This is a genomic window from Marinomonas rhizomae (assembly GCF_003315485.1).
GTDB lineage: Bacteria > Pseudomonadota > Gammaproteobacteria > Pseudomonadales > Marinomonadaceae > Marinomonas > Marinomonas rhizomae.
Window position 1 is genome coordinate 320,328 of the sequence record NZ_QNSE01000002.1, and the last position, 15,683, is coordinate 336,010.

A 15,683-nucleotide genomic window follows, 5' to 3' on the forward strand; every position below is an offset into this window, starting at 1 on the left:
AAGCCCTAGAGTGACTATTCACTTTGGGGCTTTTTGTATTGGTTTTATAAGTAAAGCGGTTGCCGTTTTTTAATAGTCACTGCATTGATATATTTTGGAGATTCTATGGGACAGCTTGCCTCGGCGTTAGTGACCATGATTCTAGGTGTTATGGGGTGTGCCGCGTATTTTTACGGGTCAAACTTCCTTTTAGATAAAATTTTTCCAACCAAAAGTGGCGCTGCTGCTGTGGTCGCCCGCAATTTGCGTGTGGCGAACAATATTCGTCCTTGGTTGTTTTTAGGACCAGCGGTTTTATTGCTGACGTTTTATCTTTTTTATCCTGTTATTGATTCTATTCGCTTATCTTTTTATGGCCGCAGCGGCGAAGAGTTTGTCGGTCTAGCAAACTACAAATGGTTATTTGGCAGTGATGAGTTCTATGAGTCTTTCCGTAATAACATGTTATGGCTGATTGTGGTGCCCACAGCGGCAACATTTTTTGGTTTGATTATTGCGACCATGACCGACCGTATTTGGTGGGGTAATATCGCAAAAAGTTTGATCTTCATGCCGATGGCGATCTCTTTTGTGGGCGCGTCGGTTATTTGGAAATTCATTTACGATTTTCGTACTGGTGGTGAAGACCAAATTGGCTTGTTAAATGCGTTAGTGGTCTTTTTCGGCGGAGAGCCTCAGACATGGCTGACGATTCCAATCTGGAACAACTTCTTCCTGATGGTTATCTTAATTTGGATTCAGACTGGTTTTGCCATGGTGATTTTATCTGCGGCACTGCGTGGTATTCCAGATGAAACTATTGAAGCAGCCGTATTAGATGGTGCTAATGGTTTTCAGATCTTCTACAAAATTATGGTGCCGCAAATTTGGGGAACCATTGCTGTGGTTTGGACCACGATTACCATTTTGGTTTTGAAAGTTTTCGATATCGTGTTGGCGATGACAAACGCTCAGTGGGGCACTCAAGTATTGGCTAATCAGATGTTTAGTTGGATGTTTAATGGTGGTGGCGACTTCGGTCGCGGCGCGGTAATTGCGTTGGTTATTATGGTTCTGGTGATCCCTATCATGGTGTGGAATATTCGTCGTGCCAATGCTGAAATGGAGGGGCGTTAATATGATTACGTCATCTAAACGTACTCCGTTAACATTTTTAGTTCATGCGACTGTTTTGTTTTTGGTGATTATTTGGACTATCCCAACCGCAGGCTTGTTTATTTCTTCTATTCGAGACAAAAATCAGCTGTCTACATCTGGCTGGTGGACGGCGCTGTCGACTTCTGAGCAGCGTCATGTGGCGCGTGCCCATGAGCCTAAAGCTCAAGTTCAAGAAGGCGATCGCTTTGTGATTCGCGGAAATCTATTCGAAGGATCTGCTGGAGAAATTACCAAGTTTGGTTCTAGTTCATTAAGACCGGATGAATTTGACGTCGGTACGGTAGCTGAGCTGAAAAAAGGCGAAACCTTGCAAGTGCTGGAGAATGGCGATTATGCGTTTTCCTCACCCGTTCCATGGAAAGGCTCCCGTGGTGACCGTATTTTCTACACGGCTGAGGTTCCACCTCGTTTTACCTTAGAGAACTATCGTGAAGTATTAAATTCAGAAGGTTTAGGTAAGTCGTTTATCAATTCATTAACGGTTACCATCCCCGCGACCATAATTCCTATTCTTGTTGCAGCGTTTGCCGCTTATGCTTTGGCGTGGATGCGCTTTCCTGGTCGAGCTTTGCTGGTTGCTGCTGTCGTGGGGTTGTTGGTTGTGCCCTTACAAATGTCGCTGATTCCACTATTGAAAACTTATAATTTAATTGGTGATTTTTTTGGCGTTGGGTCGAAAACCTATGTGGGGATTTGGTTGGCGCATACTGGATTTGGTTTGCCCTTAGCGATTTATCTACTGCGTAACTATATCGTTGGTCTACCAAGAGAAATTATTGAATCCGCACGTGTGGATGGTGCTTCCGATTTTGATATTTTCCGTAAGATTGTTTTGCCTCTGTCTTTTCCTGCCTTGGCGTCATTTGCCATCTTCCAGTTTCTCTGGGTATGGAATGATTTGCTAATTGCCATGGTATTCCTTGGAAATGATGCGGATCACATAGTGCTAACGGGCCAGCTTCGTGAATTGCTGGGTTCTCGCGGTGGTAACTGGGAAATTCTGACCGCATCGGCGTTTATTACCATCATTATTCCTTTGTGTGTCTTCTTTGGCTTGCAGCGCTATTTAGTGCGCGGTTTGCTAGCAGGCTCGGTGAAATAACAAAACCTAGGCAGGTGAGTTGAGCGTTCGCTCCTCACCTAAGGTACGAATTTAGATTGAGGCAGTAAAATCATGGCTGATGTAAAACTCACCAATGTTAAGAAAATTTATTCCAATAATGTTGAAGTATTAAGAGACATTAATCTGGATATCAAGCAGGGCGAATTCATTGTTTTTGTTGGTCCATCAGGCTGTGGCAAGTCTACATTATTACGCATGATTTCAGGTTTAGAAGAGATTTCTGCTGGCACACTGGAGATCGATGGCGTCGTCGTGAATGACGTGCCGCCAGCACTTCGTGGGATTGCTATGGTGTTTCAAAGCTATGCTTTGTACCCGCACATGACGGTGTATGACAACATGGCGTTCAGTTTACAAATAGCTAAAACAAGTAAAGCAGATATTGATCAGCAAGTACGTAAAGCTGCCGATATGCTGCAGTTAACACCATATCTAGACCGTTTGCCGAAAGCGCTTTCTGGTGGTCAGCGTCAGCGTGTGGCGATTGGTCGTGCGATTGTACGTCGCCCCAAAGTCTTCTTGTTTGATGAACCTTTGTCTAACTTGGATGCGGCGTTGCGTGTGGCGACTCGTATGGAAATAGCTAACCTGAAAGACAGTATGCCTGATTCTACGATGATTTATGTGACCCACGATCAGGTAGAAGCCATGACTTTGGCGGATCGTATTGTATTGTTGTCTGGGGGGGACATTGAGCAAGTGGGTTCGCCATTGGAGCTTTATGAGCACCCTGCGAACGTGTTCGTGGCGAAATTTATTGGTTCGCCAGCGATGAATATTGTGCCTTGTCGTATAGAGCAAACTGGCGCACAAACCTTGGTGTCTTTATCGGCTTCTACCTCTATTCAAACGCCTATCGTGACGGAATCGAGCGAGCAAGCGAAACCGGCTTTCTTTGGTATTCGTCCAGAAGATCTAGTGGTGGTTTCTGCTGAGCAGGAGAGTCTTTTCTCTGGCGAGGTGTCCTTTGTGGAATCCTTGGGTGAAGCCACTTTGCTGTATGTGAAAATTCCCGGTGCAGACGATATGGTTATTGCCAAGCAAGCTGGCACCTTGAGTATTAAGCGTGGGGATAACGTGTATTTATCTGCACCGGCTGAAAAAATGCATTTATTTGATGAAAATGAACAGTCGTATTTGCGCAAAGGTTGATGGATGACTATGCGTCTACACGGCTAGTCATAATGTTATTTTAATGGGGCATGGCTTTGGCGTTGCCTCACGTTTTATGTTTTTTGGAGAGTCTTGATGACAACCAATCTGAACTGGTGGAAAGGTGGGATTATTTATCAAATTTACCCACGTAGTTTTATGGATGCGAATGGTGATGGTGTTGGTGATCTAGCGGGTATCACAAGTAAGTTGGATTACGTGGCATCACTTGGTGTCGATGCTATTTGGCTATCGCCTATCTTTACTTCTCCGATGAAAGATTTTGGTTACGATGTATCAGATTATTGCGATATCGACCCAATGTTCGGCTCGTTAGCTGATTTTAAAGCCTTGGTAGGTCGCTCCCATGAGTTAGGTTTAAAAGTTATGATTGATCAGGTGATTAGTCATTCGGCTGATGCCCATCCTTGGTTTGAAGAAAGTCGTCAGGACAAAACCAACCCGAAAGCGGATTGGTATGTTTGGGCTGATCCTAAGCCGGATGGTTCACCGCCAAATAACTGGTTGTCTATCTTTGGGGGCAGTGCTTGGAAATGGGACAGCCGTCGTTTGCAGTATTATTTGCATAACTTCTTAGAGTCGCAGCCAGATTTTAACTTCCACAATCCAGATGTTCGTCAGGCGCATTTGGATAATATGCGTTTTTGGCTAGAGCTTGGTGTAGATGGTTTCCGTTTGGATACTGTGAACTTTTATTTCCATAGTGAAGGTTTGGAAGACAACCCACCTGTACCGGTTGGTGAACCAAAAACAATGGGTGCGCCACACGATAATCCATATACTTATCAGCGTCATGTGTATGATCTTAGCCGTCCAGAAAACCTGGGCTTCTTAAAAGATTTACGGGTCATGATGAATGAGTTTCCGGGCAGTACCATGGTGGGTGAAATTGGTGACGATTTCCCTCTGAAACGCATGGCAGAATACACATCTGGCGGTGATAAATTACACATGGCGTATACCTTTGACTTTCTGAATACGCCACATTCGCCGGAATACATTCGTAAAACCTTGGCTAATATGAATAACATCGTGGGTGATGGTTGGCCTTGCTGGGCGTTATCGAACCATGATGTGGTGCGTTCTCGCACTCGTTGGGGGTCAGGCGAAGATGGCAAAGCCTATCCTTTGATTGCTTTGGCGCTTATTTTGTCGCTACGTGGCAGTGTTTGTTTGTATCAAGGTGAAGAGCTTGGTTTGCCTGAAGCTGAGGTGCCGTTTGAGCGCATTCAAGACCCTTATGGCATTCCGCTATGGCCAGTGTTTAAAGGTCGTGACGGCTGTCGTACACCAATGGTGTGGGATAAATCTGCATTGGGTGGATTTTCAACAATCGAACCTTGGTTGCCAGTCGACAAAAATCACTTACCGCTAAGCGTTGCTGAGCAAGAAGCGAACCCAGATGCCTTGTTGCATCAGGTGCGTCAGCTGATTCATTGGCGTCAGCAACAACCTGCTTTAGTAAATGGCGAATTGTCGCAACCTGATTTGGACAATAAGCAATTGATTGCTTTAGTGCGTGAGTACGATGGTGTCCGCCTTCTGGTTGTACTAAATATGACAGGTGAGGTGCAGCAGGCAAGCCTAAGTATGGAGGTTGCTGAAGTGCTACAGGGACATGGTTTTGAATCCACTCTGGATGGCCAAGCATTGACTTTACCAGCTTATCAAGCGTTTTACGCTAAGTTGTCTTAAGTCGTATTGCGCAGATTATTGGGTTTTCTGAACAGGCTAATGGAAGTATCGTGTGAATTAGCTTGTTCGTTGAAACGCTTTCTGGTTACGGGTAGTTAGTATGACAAAAAACATAAAAAAACTGACTTTAAAAGACGTTGCTGAACGATTAGAAGTGTCTACGGCAACCATATCAAACGCTTTTAATCGACCTGATCAATTGTCGGCTAGTTTGCGTGAAAACATTCTGAGCGAATGCGAAAAAATGGGCTATTTTGGCCCTAATGCTGCGGCTCGTAGTTTACGTACTGGCCGCACGGGAATCGTGGGCATTGTGTTGTCTGATGACCTTAGTTATAGCTTAACCGACCCTGTTGCTAATCAGTTTCTAAAAGGCATGGCAGAAGTCTTTGAAGCTAACGAATACAACATGTTGCTGTTGTCCTCGGATCAAGTTGAGCAAGATGCTCAAAGCCGCATGCAATCTTCTATGGTAGATGGTTTTATTGTTTACGGACACAAACCGCAGCAATGTATTAATGCGCCTTGGTTGATGCCGAACAAGAATATTATTACCGTAGATAGCTTTATTCCTGGCACAACGTCGGTCAATATTGAAAACCACACTGGTGCTTATCGAGTCGCCAGTCACGCTTTGCAACATAAGCCTGATGCTGTGGCGATTTTAGGTTTGAGCCTGTTGGCAACGGATCGTGTGTGTCGTATACGTGAAGACGAATTGTTTGATCGAGCGGCGTCTATTTCGATCCAGCGTTTGTATGGTTATTTTGAAGCTTTAAAAGAACATCAGTTGTCCGTTGCGTCTGAGCATATTTGGCACATTCCTGAAAACAATCATAAACTAGCGTACCAAGCGGCTCGTGAAGCATTAACGATGGCTAAGCGTCCACAATTATTGTTGTGTATGAGTGATTGTATTGCGATTGCGGCGGTGCAAGCGGCCTTGCATTTAGGCTTGCGTGTGCCGCAAGATTTGCAAGTGGTTGGTTTTGATGGCATTCCTGAAAGTGCCAATATTCACCCTTCTATTACTACCATACATCAGCATACAGTCGAGAAGGGGCGTGTTGCTGCTGAAGTGTTCTTGGGACTAAGAGAAGCCAAGGATGTGGTGCTAGAAACCGAATTGGTGGTCCGCGAAAGCTGCCCTTCTGTTACTGAATACGCTGAATCCGTCTTTGTCACATCGGTTACAGCATAATCGTATCAATGCGATCGAAACCATCATACCCAATAGTTGGAGATATCAGCGTTTGGGTCCATGTGATAGGAAATTTGTGCTTGCAGCAATTCGGCTGATGACAAGGCGTCGGTGAGCGCATGGTGTGCTTTGTAACGTGGTAGTTTATAGCGTTGGCGACAAGCATCTAAACGTAATGATGGTTGTTTTCCAAAGCGTTTCCACCAAGGTTTATAGGTCGCTTGTCGTTCAATGTCCATGGTGTCGAGCACAGGGAAATACAGCGGAAAACCATAAATTTTCATCGATGCTTCTAATAAAAACTGACGTTCGATGGCCACACAATGCACGACGATGACTTGATGAGAGAGCGCTATTAAAATCTCATCTAAAATGGCATGAAGCCGTGGTGCTTCTGCCAGTTCAGAGTGAGTGATTTCGTGGATGGTGACCGATTCGGCATGCAGTGAACGTTCTGGTTTTGCCATCCAATATTGTGCGCCTTGGCAACGAATAGTTTTATGGCTAAGCGGAATTAAACCAAGGCTGATGATTTCATCTAGGTTTGGGTCAAGTCCTGTGGTTTCTAAATCCAAGGCCAGTAATGGCGTATCTTTTAATGCTGTTTGTGGCGTAACCATCCCGGCTTGATAATAGCGTTTTAATGGGCCTTCTGGTGCTTTTTCTGCCCATTCTGCAAACATGGATTGCCAGTCCTGCCTATCTTCTTTGGGTTTGTTTTTTAATAGTAACTTAGTCATTTAGCTGCGCTTCCCTGCGTAACGGAATTTAATAAATTCCTGTTGGCGAGTAACGATATGAAAAGCATCTCTTAGGTGACGCTTTTCAAATGATGACAAATTTTCAGGGTTAACGTGATTATTAGGCTCTTCGCCTGCTTCAATTTGGTCTTTCTGATTTTTGATACGCACCATACCTATCATTTCTAGCGCCAACGCTAGATCTTTAGCTCGACCATCAGGCAACAGTCCTGCAGCTTCAATGTCCTCGATGCGCTCAAGCGTATTGAGTTTGTCGCTGCCGCAGGCAAGAGCGTGAACGCGAACAATATCAATAATTGGTGCTATGCCTCTTTCTTTTAGATTAAAAGTTCGTGATTGTTCGCCTTCACCGTCTAGAACAAATTGTCGGAAGAAGCCAAGCGGGGGTTTTCGTTGATTGGCATTTCTGGCCATAAAGGTTAAAAAGCCAGAATGTTGTTTGGCTTCTTGGCGAATGTGCTGATTGAGCTGCTTAGCGAGGGTTTTGTCGCCATAAATACCACGTAGGTCAAAGAAAATAGAAAGACGTAAAAGTGCTTCAGCCTTGGGTTTTTGTATCCACTCACTGAAGTTTTCCTTCCAAACGCTCAATGGCTGACGCCAGCGAGTGTTCGATGCCATGATATCACCAGTACAAAGCGTGTAGCCGCAGTCATCTAGATGACGACAAACCCATTCGGATAAATTTTCGAAGTATTCACCATGTAAGGCTTCGTCGTATTTATTACTTAAGACGATCGCATTGTCTTGGTCGGTTTTAATTGTTTGTTCTTCTCTTGCTTGTGAACCAAGAGCGATAAAACAATAGGGCACAGGAGGTGGGCCGTACTTTTCTTCGGCCAGCTGCAATAATCGCTTTACAAAGGCGGTACCGATATGTGACATAGCATTACCAATCATTTGTGTATTGGCATCCGCGACGACAAGTTGGGTGAAAGTATGTGTCATTTTTCGACTGATGCTTTTCAAGCCTTCGATGCCAGTTTGTTTATAAATATCGCTGATCAGATAAACGCTGCCGTGGCTTTCTTTTTGAATGATGTCCCCAGTGCTTATCACACCGATAGGGCGCTCATTTTTGACAATGGGAATATGATGAACATTACTTTCCATCATTTTTAATACGGCTTCTGACGCGTAATCACCGCTGTCCATCACAATTGGGTCGCGGGTCATAACATCGGCGATAGATGTGCTGTAAGGAAGACCTTTGGCAACAGCCCGAGTGCGTAAATCACGGTCAGTTACAATACCTATTAGTTCGTCATTTTCCGTAATTAATAGGCTTGAAACGCGATGCTCCGCCATTATTTGAGCAGAAGTCAGAATGTCTGAGCTAATGTCTGCACTGATCGGTGGTCTTCTTAATAAGCTGACAACAGGGCAGGTCATTAATGATACATCTGAGCTTTGTGAATCCATCGCAACACGTAAACGTACTTCGCGAGCGAGTTCAAAAAAATCAGAAAAAATATCGTTTTCTTCATAGAGCTTCAAAAACCAGCGGGCTGGAATACGATACAATAAACTGTCTTCAATTGTACGCATGGATTGTGAGGATTTGCCGCCCCGCAATAGAGAGAAGTAGCCAAACAGCTCGCCTTCATTCATACGTCGAATTAACTTTTCTTCCTTGCTAAGTACTTCAATTGCACCACTGCGAATAAAGAACAACGTATTGTTTAGTGAACTGGGAGCGATAACCCATTCGCCAGCACGAACATACTGAATCTCTATTTCTTTGGACATGTCATTGAGTTGCGGGTCATCGGCAATCTCATTGAATGGCGCATGTTGGCAAAGTGCCTCGAGAATTTCGGTTAATTCGACATCCATTGTTCCATTCCTGTTGATTAAAAAGCCGTTATTAAGAGTCTATATTATTGAAGCAGAGGCGTTGCTATTGTGACTATTCCCATAATGAGAAACAGTAAACAAGCTAGCTGGCGTGTGCGGTTAGCATTGATTCTGTCCATTATCCAGTTGCCAGCAAATATCACTGGGACGTTTGCTAGCATCATACCGATAGTTGAGCCTAGCAAGACCATCCAAATACTGCCATAGTGCGCCCCCAATAAAACGGTGGCGATTTGAGTTTTGTCGCCGATTTCAGCAAGGAAAAACAAGATAAACGTTGCACTAAAGGCACCGTATTTCAGCATGGCATTATCTTCACTGTCATCTTTATCAGGTATTAACAACCATAAACCTACGGCAATAAAGCTTGAGCCAACTACCCAACTGATCGCGCTTTCGGGAATCCAGTGAGCGACTTCAACACCGAGCCATGCTGAGAGCGCATGATTTAATAGAGTCGCAGCAAGAATGCCAAGAACAATAGAAACTTTAGAGGCAAAACGTGTAGCAAGGAATAAGGCTAGAAGTTGAGTTTTATCGCCGATTTCAGCAAGAGCAACAGTGGAGGTAGAAGTGAGCAATGCTTCCATTTGATCGATCCAAGGTGGGCAATAAACGAAAGACAAAAACCTGAGCCCACCTGAGCCAAGTCATTGTCTTAAGTCTCATCAACCCTGCCGATATGGTGTCGGATCAGGATTTCTTTGCCACGAGCTTGAGGCTCGATTATGTTGACAAAGAATCTTTGCAGTGCAAAGAAGATTACTCCCCTAAGAGGACGCAGATAATAGAATATTTACAAAAAAAAAACAACGCGAATGTCCTGCTTCGGCCAATCGCGTTGTTTTCTTAGTTGTGAGTGGCTTCTAGGAAGCCACCACAAAACTATGCTTTCTTATAAAGATGCATATCGCTATGCAAACCTTTCCACAAGCTCACACACATGATCAGCATGAGCAAGGTAAATGGTAAGCCAATGGTAATGGCTGCGGCTTGAATCGCACCGAGCGCTTCAGAACCACCACCTACCAATAGTGCGATGGCAATAACACCTTCTAGAATAGCCCAGAATACACGCTGAATCATTGGTGCATCGGTTTTACCGCCAGCGGTAATACCATCGATAACCAAAGAGCCAGAGTCAGAAGAGGTCACAAAGAAAACCAATACAAGAATGATACCTATGAAGGAAATCACAGACGTCATTGGAAGATTTTCAAACATTTGGAACATAGCAAGAGAAGAATCAGAAATTCCGTTTGCTAAAGCACCAATACCGTTTGCTGACTGGTCTAGAGCTGATCCACCAAAGATAGACATCCATACGAGGGATACAACAGTAGGGACCAATAACACAGCAACAATGAATTCACGTACTGAACGGCCGCGTGAAACGCGCGCGATAAACATACCAACAAATGGTGACCAAGAAATCCACCAAGCCCAGTAGAATACAGTCCAGCCATGGTAGAAGGTTGTATCTTCACGGCCGATCCAATTACTTAATGGAATGATGTTTTCAACATAGCTTAAAAAGTAAGAACCCATTGCTGCAAAGATAGCGCTAGAGTTGCCAACGATCACAATAAAGACCGCCAATACGGCAGCGATGATCATGTTGACGTTAGAGAGTAGTTTTACACCACCTTCTAGGCCTCGTGCTACCGAAATAATGGCAACAGCAGTAACACCACAGATAACAAGGATTTGTGTTGTTAACGTGTTTGGAATATCGAATAGGAAGTTAAGACCACTTGTTGCTTGCAGTGCACCAAAGCCAAGTGATGTTGCCAAACCAAAGATAGTCGCAATAACAGAAACAACATCGATTACGTGACCGATGCCACCCCAAACTTTCTCTCCAAACAATGGATAGAAAGCAGAGCGAATGGTAAGAGGTAAACCTTTGTTGTATGCAAAGAAAGCTAGAGACAAACCCACTACAGCGTATATGGCCCAAGGATGAAGACCCCAATGGAACATGGTTGCCCCCATTGCTAGGTCGCGAGCTTCTGGCGTATTTTTAACCACATCAAAAGGCGTGCCGTACCAACCAGTATAATAAGCTACTGGTTCAGCCACACTCCAGAACATCAGACCAATACCCATGCCTGCTGCGAACAGCATAGAGAACCAGGTAATTGTTGAGTGTTCTGCTTTGGCTTCCGTTCCACCTAGGCGAATTCTACCAAGAGGAAGAGCGATGAGAAGTAGACAAAAAAGTACGAAGATATTGCCGGATACCATGAAAAACCAATCAAAGTTATTGATCGACCAGTTTTTGGCACCTGATAAGATAGCACTCGCATCAGCCGGGAATAAAATACTGCCAATGATAAATGCAAAGATAATAAGTGCGCTGGTACTAAACACTGGGTTTAATACGTCTAAACCAAGAAACTGAACGTTATCTTGCCCTACTTTATATGACGTGTTGTATTCTGCCCGACCACTGTCAGGTACTTTATTACTCATAAACATTCTCCTGAATTAGTGAAAACTTCCCCATGACTTCTATAGAATAACTGAATTTATAGAAATCTATTCAAATCTTTTTAAACGAAAATCAACATGAGCGTTTTTCTACACAATTCCGTTATTTCACCCTAAAAGAATTCTCATTATCGAATTGTTCTTAATACGACGTATTTTGTTCTTTTTTCACAATTTATGCATAATTTAGTGTTGTCCATTTTGCCAATGAGACCAAAGTATTTGATCATCTCAGCCACAAAAGGAGCAAAAATATAGAGCGCTGTAAATTGTTGAAATAGAAAGAAATGACGGGTGATTTCTTTCGTTTAAAAAGATATTTTATTAAAAAATTCACTAGTTTGTATGTTGCTAATAGAACAAAAAAGGCCATCAAAGATGGCCTTTTTTGTTCTTAACTTGATAAGGGTTACATCTAAATGCTTAGATGTCAAATTATAGTAAATAAAATGACCTGCTATGGAAGGAATAATTCAAGCAATTCGTTAAGAAATAATTTGCCTTTTTCAGTGGTTTTGATGCGTTGTTTTTTCCATTCATTGCCATCTAAGAGACCTTTTTGTAGCGCCATTTCACAAGATTTAAGTAGAGAAACTGGCACACTTTGATAGGTAAATCGCTCATAATCCTTTAAATCAAAGGATTCGAACAAACGTAGACGGTTCATCATGAATTCGAGAGGCAAGTCTTCTTGCTCGATCGCCTCTTTGATCGCCAAGGCTTCAGGTAAGTTAGTTAAGTAATGGTTCGGGTGGCGAGTCTTTCGTGTACGAAATATTTGACCATTAACCAATGTGATCTTACCGTGAGCGCCAGCCCCAATTCCTATGTAATCACCGAAGCGCCAATAATTCAGGTTGTGTGTCGCGCGGTGGTTTTCCTTCGAGTTAGCGGAAACTTCATACTGAGCATAACCCTGTTTGCTGAGCAGCGCTTGCCCAGCATCTTGAATTTCCCATAAGGTGTTGTCTTTTGGTAGCGTTGGCGGACGACGATAAAACTCTGTATTTGGTTCGATAGTCAGTTGATACCAAGATAAGTGTTCAGGGTTTAGTTCGATGGCTAGGGACAAATCTTCTAGCGCCATTTCTAGGCTCTGATCTGGTAACCCATGCATCAAATCAAGGTTGATATTGTCAAAACCTGCGGCTCTAGACTTATCCACAGCGTGTATTGCTTCTTCACGGTTGTGGATTCTTCCTAGGGTTTTCAACAGGTTTGGCTGAAAACTTTGTATACCAATGGAGAGTCGATTGATCCCAGCTTGACGAAAATGGCGGAATTTTTCTTGTTCAAAAGTTCCTGGGTTGGCTTCCATGGTGATTTCAGCATTGTCTGCCCAGGTTAGCTTTTTACGTAGCGCATCCATTAAACGATAATAGAAGTCTTCGCTCATCAAGCTTGGCGTGCCACCACCAATGAATGCTGTTTGGATTTTTCGACCGGCGACATACGCTAAATCCGTGTCTAAATCGGCCAAAAGCTGTGCCAGATAGGCGTCTTCTGGCAGTTTTCCATTGGCTTCAAAACGGTCAGCTTGATGGGAGTTGAAGTCGCAATATGGGCATTTACGCACGCACCAAGGTAAATGGATATACAGACTAAGAGGCGGTAACTGTGTACTCAAAATGGCCTATCCTGTTGAGTCTGCTGAAAGGAAGCGAGTAGCTGTTTCAACGCTTTGGCACGATGGCTTATTTGGTTTTTCACTTCTTTTGGCAGGCTGGCGGCGCTGCAAGCGCATTCCGGTACATAAAATACAGGATCATAACCAAAGCCTTCTTGGCCTTCCGTAGAGGTCAAAATACGACCTTCCCAGACACCATGAAACACTTGTGGTGTTGGGTCCTCTTTATGGCGCATATAAGCCAATACGCAATGAAAGCGAGCACTGCGCTTTAGTTCAGGCACGCCGTCCAGCTTGTCTAGTAGCAGCGTGTTATTTGCTTCGTTATTACCGTGATCCCCTGCAAAACGAGCAGAATAAATACCTGGCGCACCATCTAGATAATCCACTTCGATACCAGAATCATCTGCTAAAGCTGGCAAGCCAGTGTGAGCGCAAGCATTGCGCGCTTTTAGAATGGCGTTCTCAATAAAGCTTAAGCCTGTTTCCTCGGCTTCTTCAACGTTGAACTCGCTTTGTGGTTTTACATCAATGCCCATGTCACCGAGTAAGGCATTGAATTCTTTGATTTTTCCAGCATTGTTGCTAGCTAATACGATGGTTTTGCTCATCGGTTTTTCCTTTATCTTCTAAAACAAAGGCGGCTGATGTGCCGCCTTGTTATCGTTTGATTGATGCTGCTCGTGATTCATCGGCTGATGTGAAAAATAGCCGTTTCACTGAATAAGTTTGGCATGGAGCGAATCCACCAGTGGTCTTTTAGTTGGCCATCTACAGCAGCCCAACGCAAAACTTTGATGTTTTTTTCGCGGCATAATCGCTCAAAATCTTGAAAAGTGAAAAAGTGAATGTTTGGCGTGTCATACCAGTTGTATGGCAAGAAATCCGATACCGGCATTCTGCCTTTTAATGCCAAATGCAAACGACTTCGCCAATGTCCAAAGTTCGGGAAAGTGATAATGCATTCTTTGCCGATACGCAGCATTTCGTCGATTAGTAAATCTGGGCGACGAAATTGTTGTAAGGCGTGCGTCATTAAGACTAAGTCAAAACTTTGGTCATCGAAGTTCTGCAAACCTTCGTCGATGTTCTGTTCTAAAACCGGAATACCCTTTTCAATACAAGTGTTTAAATCGTCATGACCGATTTCTAAGCCATATCCATTTACCTGTTTATTCTGAATAAGGTGGTGAAGCAATTCGCCTGGGCCGCAAGCCAAATCAAGCACTCGAATATTGGGCTGTACCCATTCATCGATCATTTCTAAATCAGAGCGCATTATTTGACCTCCGAGGTAAGACCATTGGCCACGCGAGTTAAAAAGGTGTTTAACACGGCCATGTAGCGTGGTATTGGGAATAAAAAGGCATCATGACCTTCTGTTGCTTCGATTTTAGCGTACGAAACCTGCTTGCCTGCTTTGACAAGTGCGTTGACGATTTCTTCACTACGTTCTGGGGAGAAACGCCAGTCGGTGGTAAAGGAAACTAATAAAAATTCACACTGTGCGCGGCTTAGAACGGCAGAAAGATCGCCATTGGTTTGTGAAGCCGGATCAAAATAATCCAGCGCCTTGGTCATCAGCATATAAGTATTAGCGTCAAAGCGCTTGGTGAAGGCTTCGCCTTGATAGCGCAAATAGCTTTCAACTTCGAATTCAATGCCGTAATTGTATTGGTAGTTGTCATGGCGCATTTGACGACCAAATTTTGCGCCCATAGCATCATCTGAAAGGTAGGTGATGTGCCCCAACATGCGCGCCAAACCAAGGCCGTTGGTTGGTACGGAGTTGTTGTCTATGTAGTTGCCATCAAAAAAGTCAGGGTCACGACGAATGGACTGACGTGCGACTTCGTTGAAAGCGATATTCTGTGTCGAGAGTTTTGGCGCTGATGCGACAATTACGGCTGACTTTAAACGAGTAGGGAAGCGGATGCTCCATTCAAGTACCTGCATACCGCCAAGACTACCGCCAACGATGGCCGCAAAGGTTTGGATACCGAGTAAATCGGCGAGGCGAGCTTGGCTTTCAACCCAATCTTCTACTGTTACAATCGGAAAGCTGGCTTCCCAGCGTTGTCCTGTTTCTGGATTGAGGCTAGTGGGTCCCGTTGAACCACAGCAACCACCTAAGTTGTTGAGAGCAATGACAAAAAAATTATCTGTATCGATGGCTTTGCCTGGTCCTATTGCTGTGTCCCACCAACCGGGTTTGCTATCCGACATGGCATGATAGCCTGCAGCGTGATGATCTCCGCTTAGCGCATGGCAAATTAGAATAGCGTTAGAGGCGCTTTGATTGAGCGTGCCATAAGTCTCGTAAGTCAGTTGGTACGATGACAAGGTTTGTCCGCAGGAAAGCGCCAACGGTGTGTCGAATTGCGCAATCTGTGGCGTAACAATACCAACAGAGTCGGCTGGAATGACGTCCGGCATAGGTTTGTTGTTATCCTAAAGTAAAGTCCTAAAGAAAGTGTTCGCATTCCCGTGAAGAAAGGCGGGAAGTTCATCGATGATAGATGCCACACAGTCTAGCGTTTGTGCTCAGTGTCATCAAGAGGCGGATGTCTCCACCAAACTGTGTATGCCATTAGA

The 15,683-nt window shown here is 44.1% G+C and carries 13 protein-coding genes and 1 riboswitch; of the genes, 5 read left to right on the forward strand and 8 right to left on the reverse strand.

Annotated features, from left to right (window positions below; genetic code table 11):
- Window positions 1-105 precede the first annotated feature (105 nt).
- The 5 genes from DFP80_RS03360 (at window position 106) to DFP80_RS03380 (ending at window position 6,350) form a co-directional block, all read left to right on the forward strand.
- Window positions 106-1,116 (forward strand): carbohydrate ABC transporter permease, encoded by a 1,011-nt coding sequence (locus tag DFP80_RS03360; protein ID WP_113915396.1) that lies wholly within the window; start codon window positions 106-108, stop codon window positions 1,114-1,116.
- A gap of 1 nt (window position 1,117) precedes the next feature.
- On the forward strand, window positions 1,118-2,260 hold the full coding sequence (locus tag DFP80_RS03365) for a carbohydrate ABC transporter permease (protein WP_113915397.1): 1,143 nt from the start codon (window positions 1,118-1,120) through the stop codon (window positions 2,258-2,260).
- 72 nt (window positions 2,261-2,332) lie between these two features.
- Complete coding sequence (locus tag DFP80_RS03370; RefSeq protein ID WP_113915398.1) at window positions 2,333-3,433, forward strand: ABC transporter ATP-binding protein; 1,101 nt, start codon at window positions 2,333-2,335, stop codon at window positions 3,431-3,433.
- A 96-nt stretch (window positions 3,434-3,529) separates the two neighbouring features.
- Complete coding sequence (locus DFP80_RS03375; protein WP_113915399.1) at window positions 3,530-5,149, forward strand: alpha-glucosidase; 1,620 nt, start codon at window positions 3,530-3,532, stop codon at window positions 5,147-5,149.
- 100 nt (window positions 5,150-5,249) lie between these two features.
- Complete coding sequence (locus tag DFP80_RS03380; RefSeq protein WP_113915400.1) at window positions 5,250-6,350, forward strand: LacI family DNA-binding transcriptional regulator; 1,101 nt, start codon at window positions 5,250-5,252, stop codon at window positions 6,348-6,350.
- Between the two features lie 23 nt (window positions 6,351-6,373).
- Here the strand turns inward: DFP80_RS03380 and DFP80_RS03385 are convergent, their stop codons facing one another.
- From DFP80_RS03385 to metX, 8 genes are all read right to left on the reverse strand, one after another.
- On the reverse strand, window positions 6,374-7,090 hold the full coding sequence (locus DFP80_RS03385; RefSeq protein ID WP_113915401.1) for a 3'-5' exonuclease: 717 nt from the start codon (window positions 7,088-7,090) through the stop codon (window positions 6,374-6,376).
- Window positions 7,091-8,947 carry a DUF294 nucleotidyltransferase-like domain-containing protein gene (locus DFP80_RS03390; RefSeq protein ID WP_113915402.1) on the reverse strand — a complete coding sequence of 619 codons (1,857 nt, stop codon included), beginning with the start codon at window positions 8,945-8,947 and terminating at the stop codon, window positions 7,091-7,093.
- Window positions 8,948-8,991: 44 nt separating this feature from the next.
- On the reverse strand, window positions 8,992-9,558 hold the full coding sequence (locus DFP80_RS03395; protein ID WP_113915403.1) for a TMEM165/GDT1 family protein: 567 nt from the start codon (window positions 9,556-9,558) through the stop codon (window positions 8,992-8,994).
- 11 nt (window positions 9,559-9,569) lie between these two features.
- Window positions 9,570-9,753: riboswitch (yybP-ykoY riboswitch) on the reverse strand.
- Window positions 9,754-9,853: 100 nt separating this feature from the next.
- The gene (locus DFP80_RS03400; protein ID WP_113915404.1) at window positions 9,854-11,443 is read right to left on the reverse strand and encodes a BCCT family transporter; all 1,590 of its coding nucleotides are present in this window, start codon (window positions 11,441-11,443) and stop codon (window positions 9,854-9,856) included.
- Window positions 11,444-11,918: 475 nt separating this feature from the next.
- Window positions 11,919-13,088 (reverse strand): radical SAM family heme chaperone HemW, encoded by a 1,170-nt coding sequence (gene hemW / locus DFP80_RS03405; RefSeq protein WP_113915405.1) that lies wholly within the window; start codon window positions 13,086-13,088, stop codon window positions 11,919-11,921.
- Window positions 13,085-13,699 (reverse strand): RdgB/HAM1 family non-canonical purine NTP pyrophosphatase, encoded by a 615-nt coding sequence (gene rdgB, locus DFP80_RS03410; RefSeq protein ID WP_113915406.1) that lies wholly within the window; start codon window positions 13,697-13,699, stop codon window positions 13,085-13,087. The genes hemW and rdgB overlap by 4 nt, the downstream gene beginning before the upstream one ends.
- A 77-nt stretch (window positions 13,700-13,776) precedes the next feature.
- A complete protein-coding gene (metW, locus tag DFP80_RS03415; RefSeq protein WP_113915407.1) occupies window positions 13,777-14,367 on the reverse strand; it encodes a methionine biosynthesis protein MetW in 591 nt (196 codons plus the stop codon).
- Entirely contained in the window at window positions 14,367-15,524 is a 1,158-nt protein-coding gene (metX, locus tag DFP80_RS03420; protein WP_113915408.1) for a homoserine O-succinyltransferase MetX, read from the reverse strand. Before metX ends, metW begins: the two co-directional genes overlap by 1 nt.
- Window positions 15,525-15,683 lie beyond the last annotated feature (159 nt).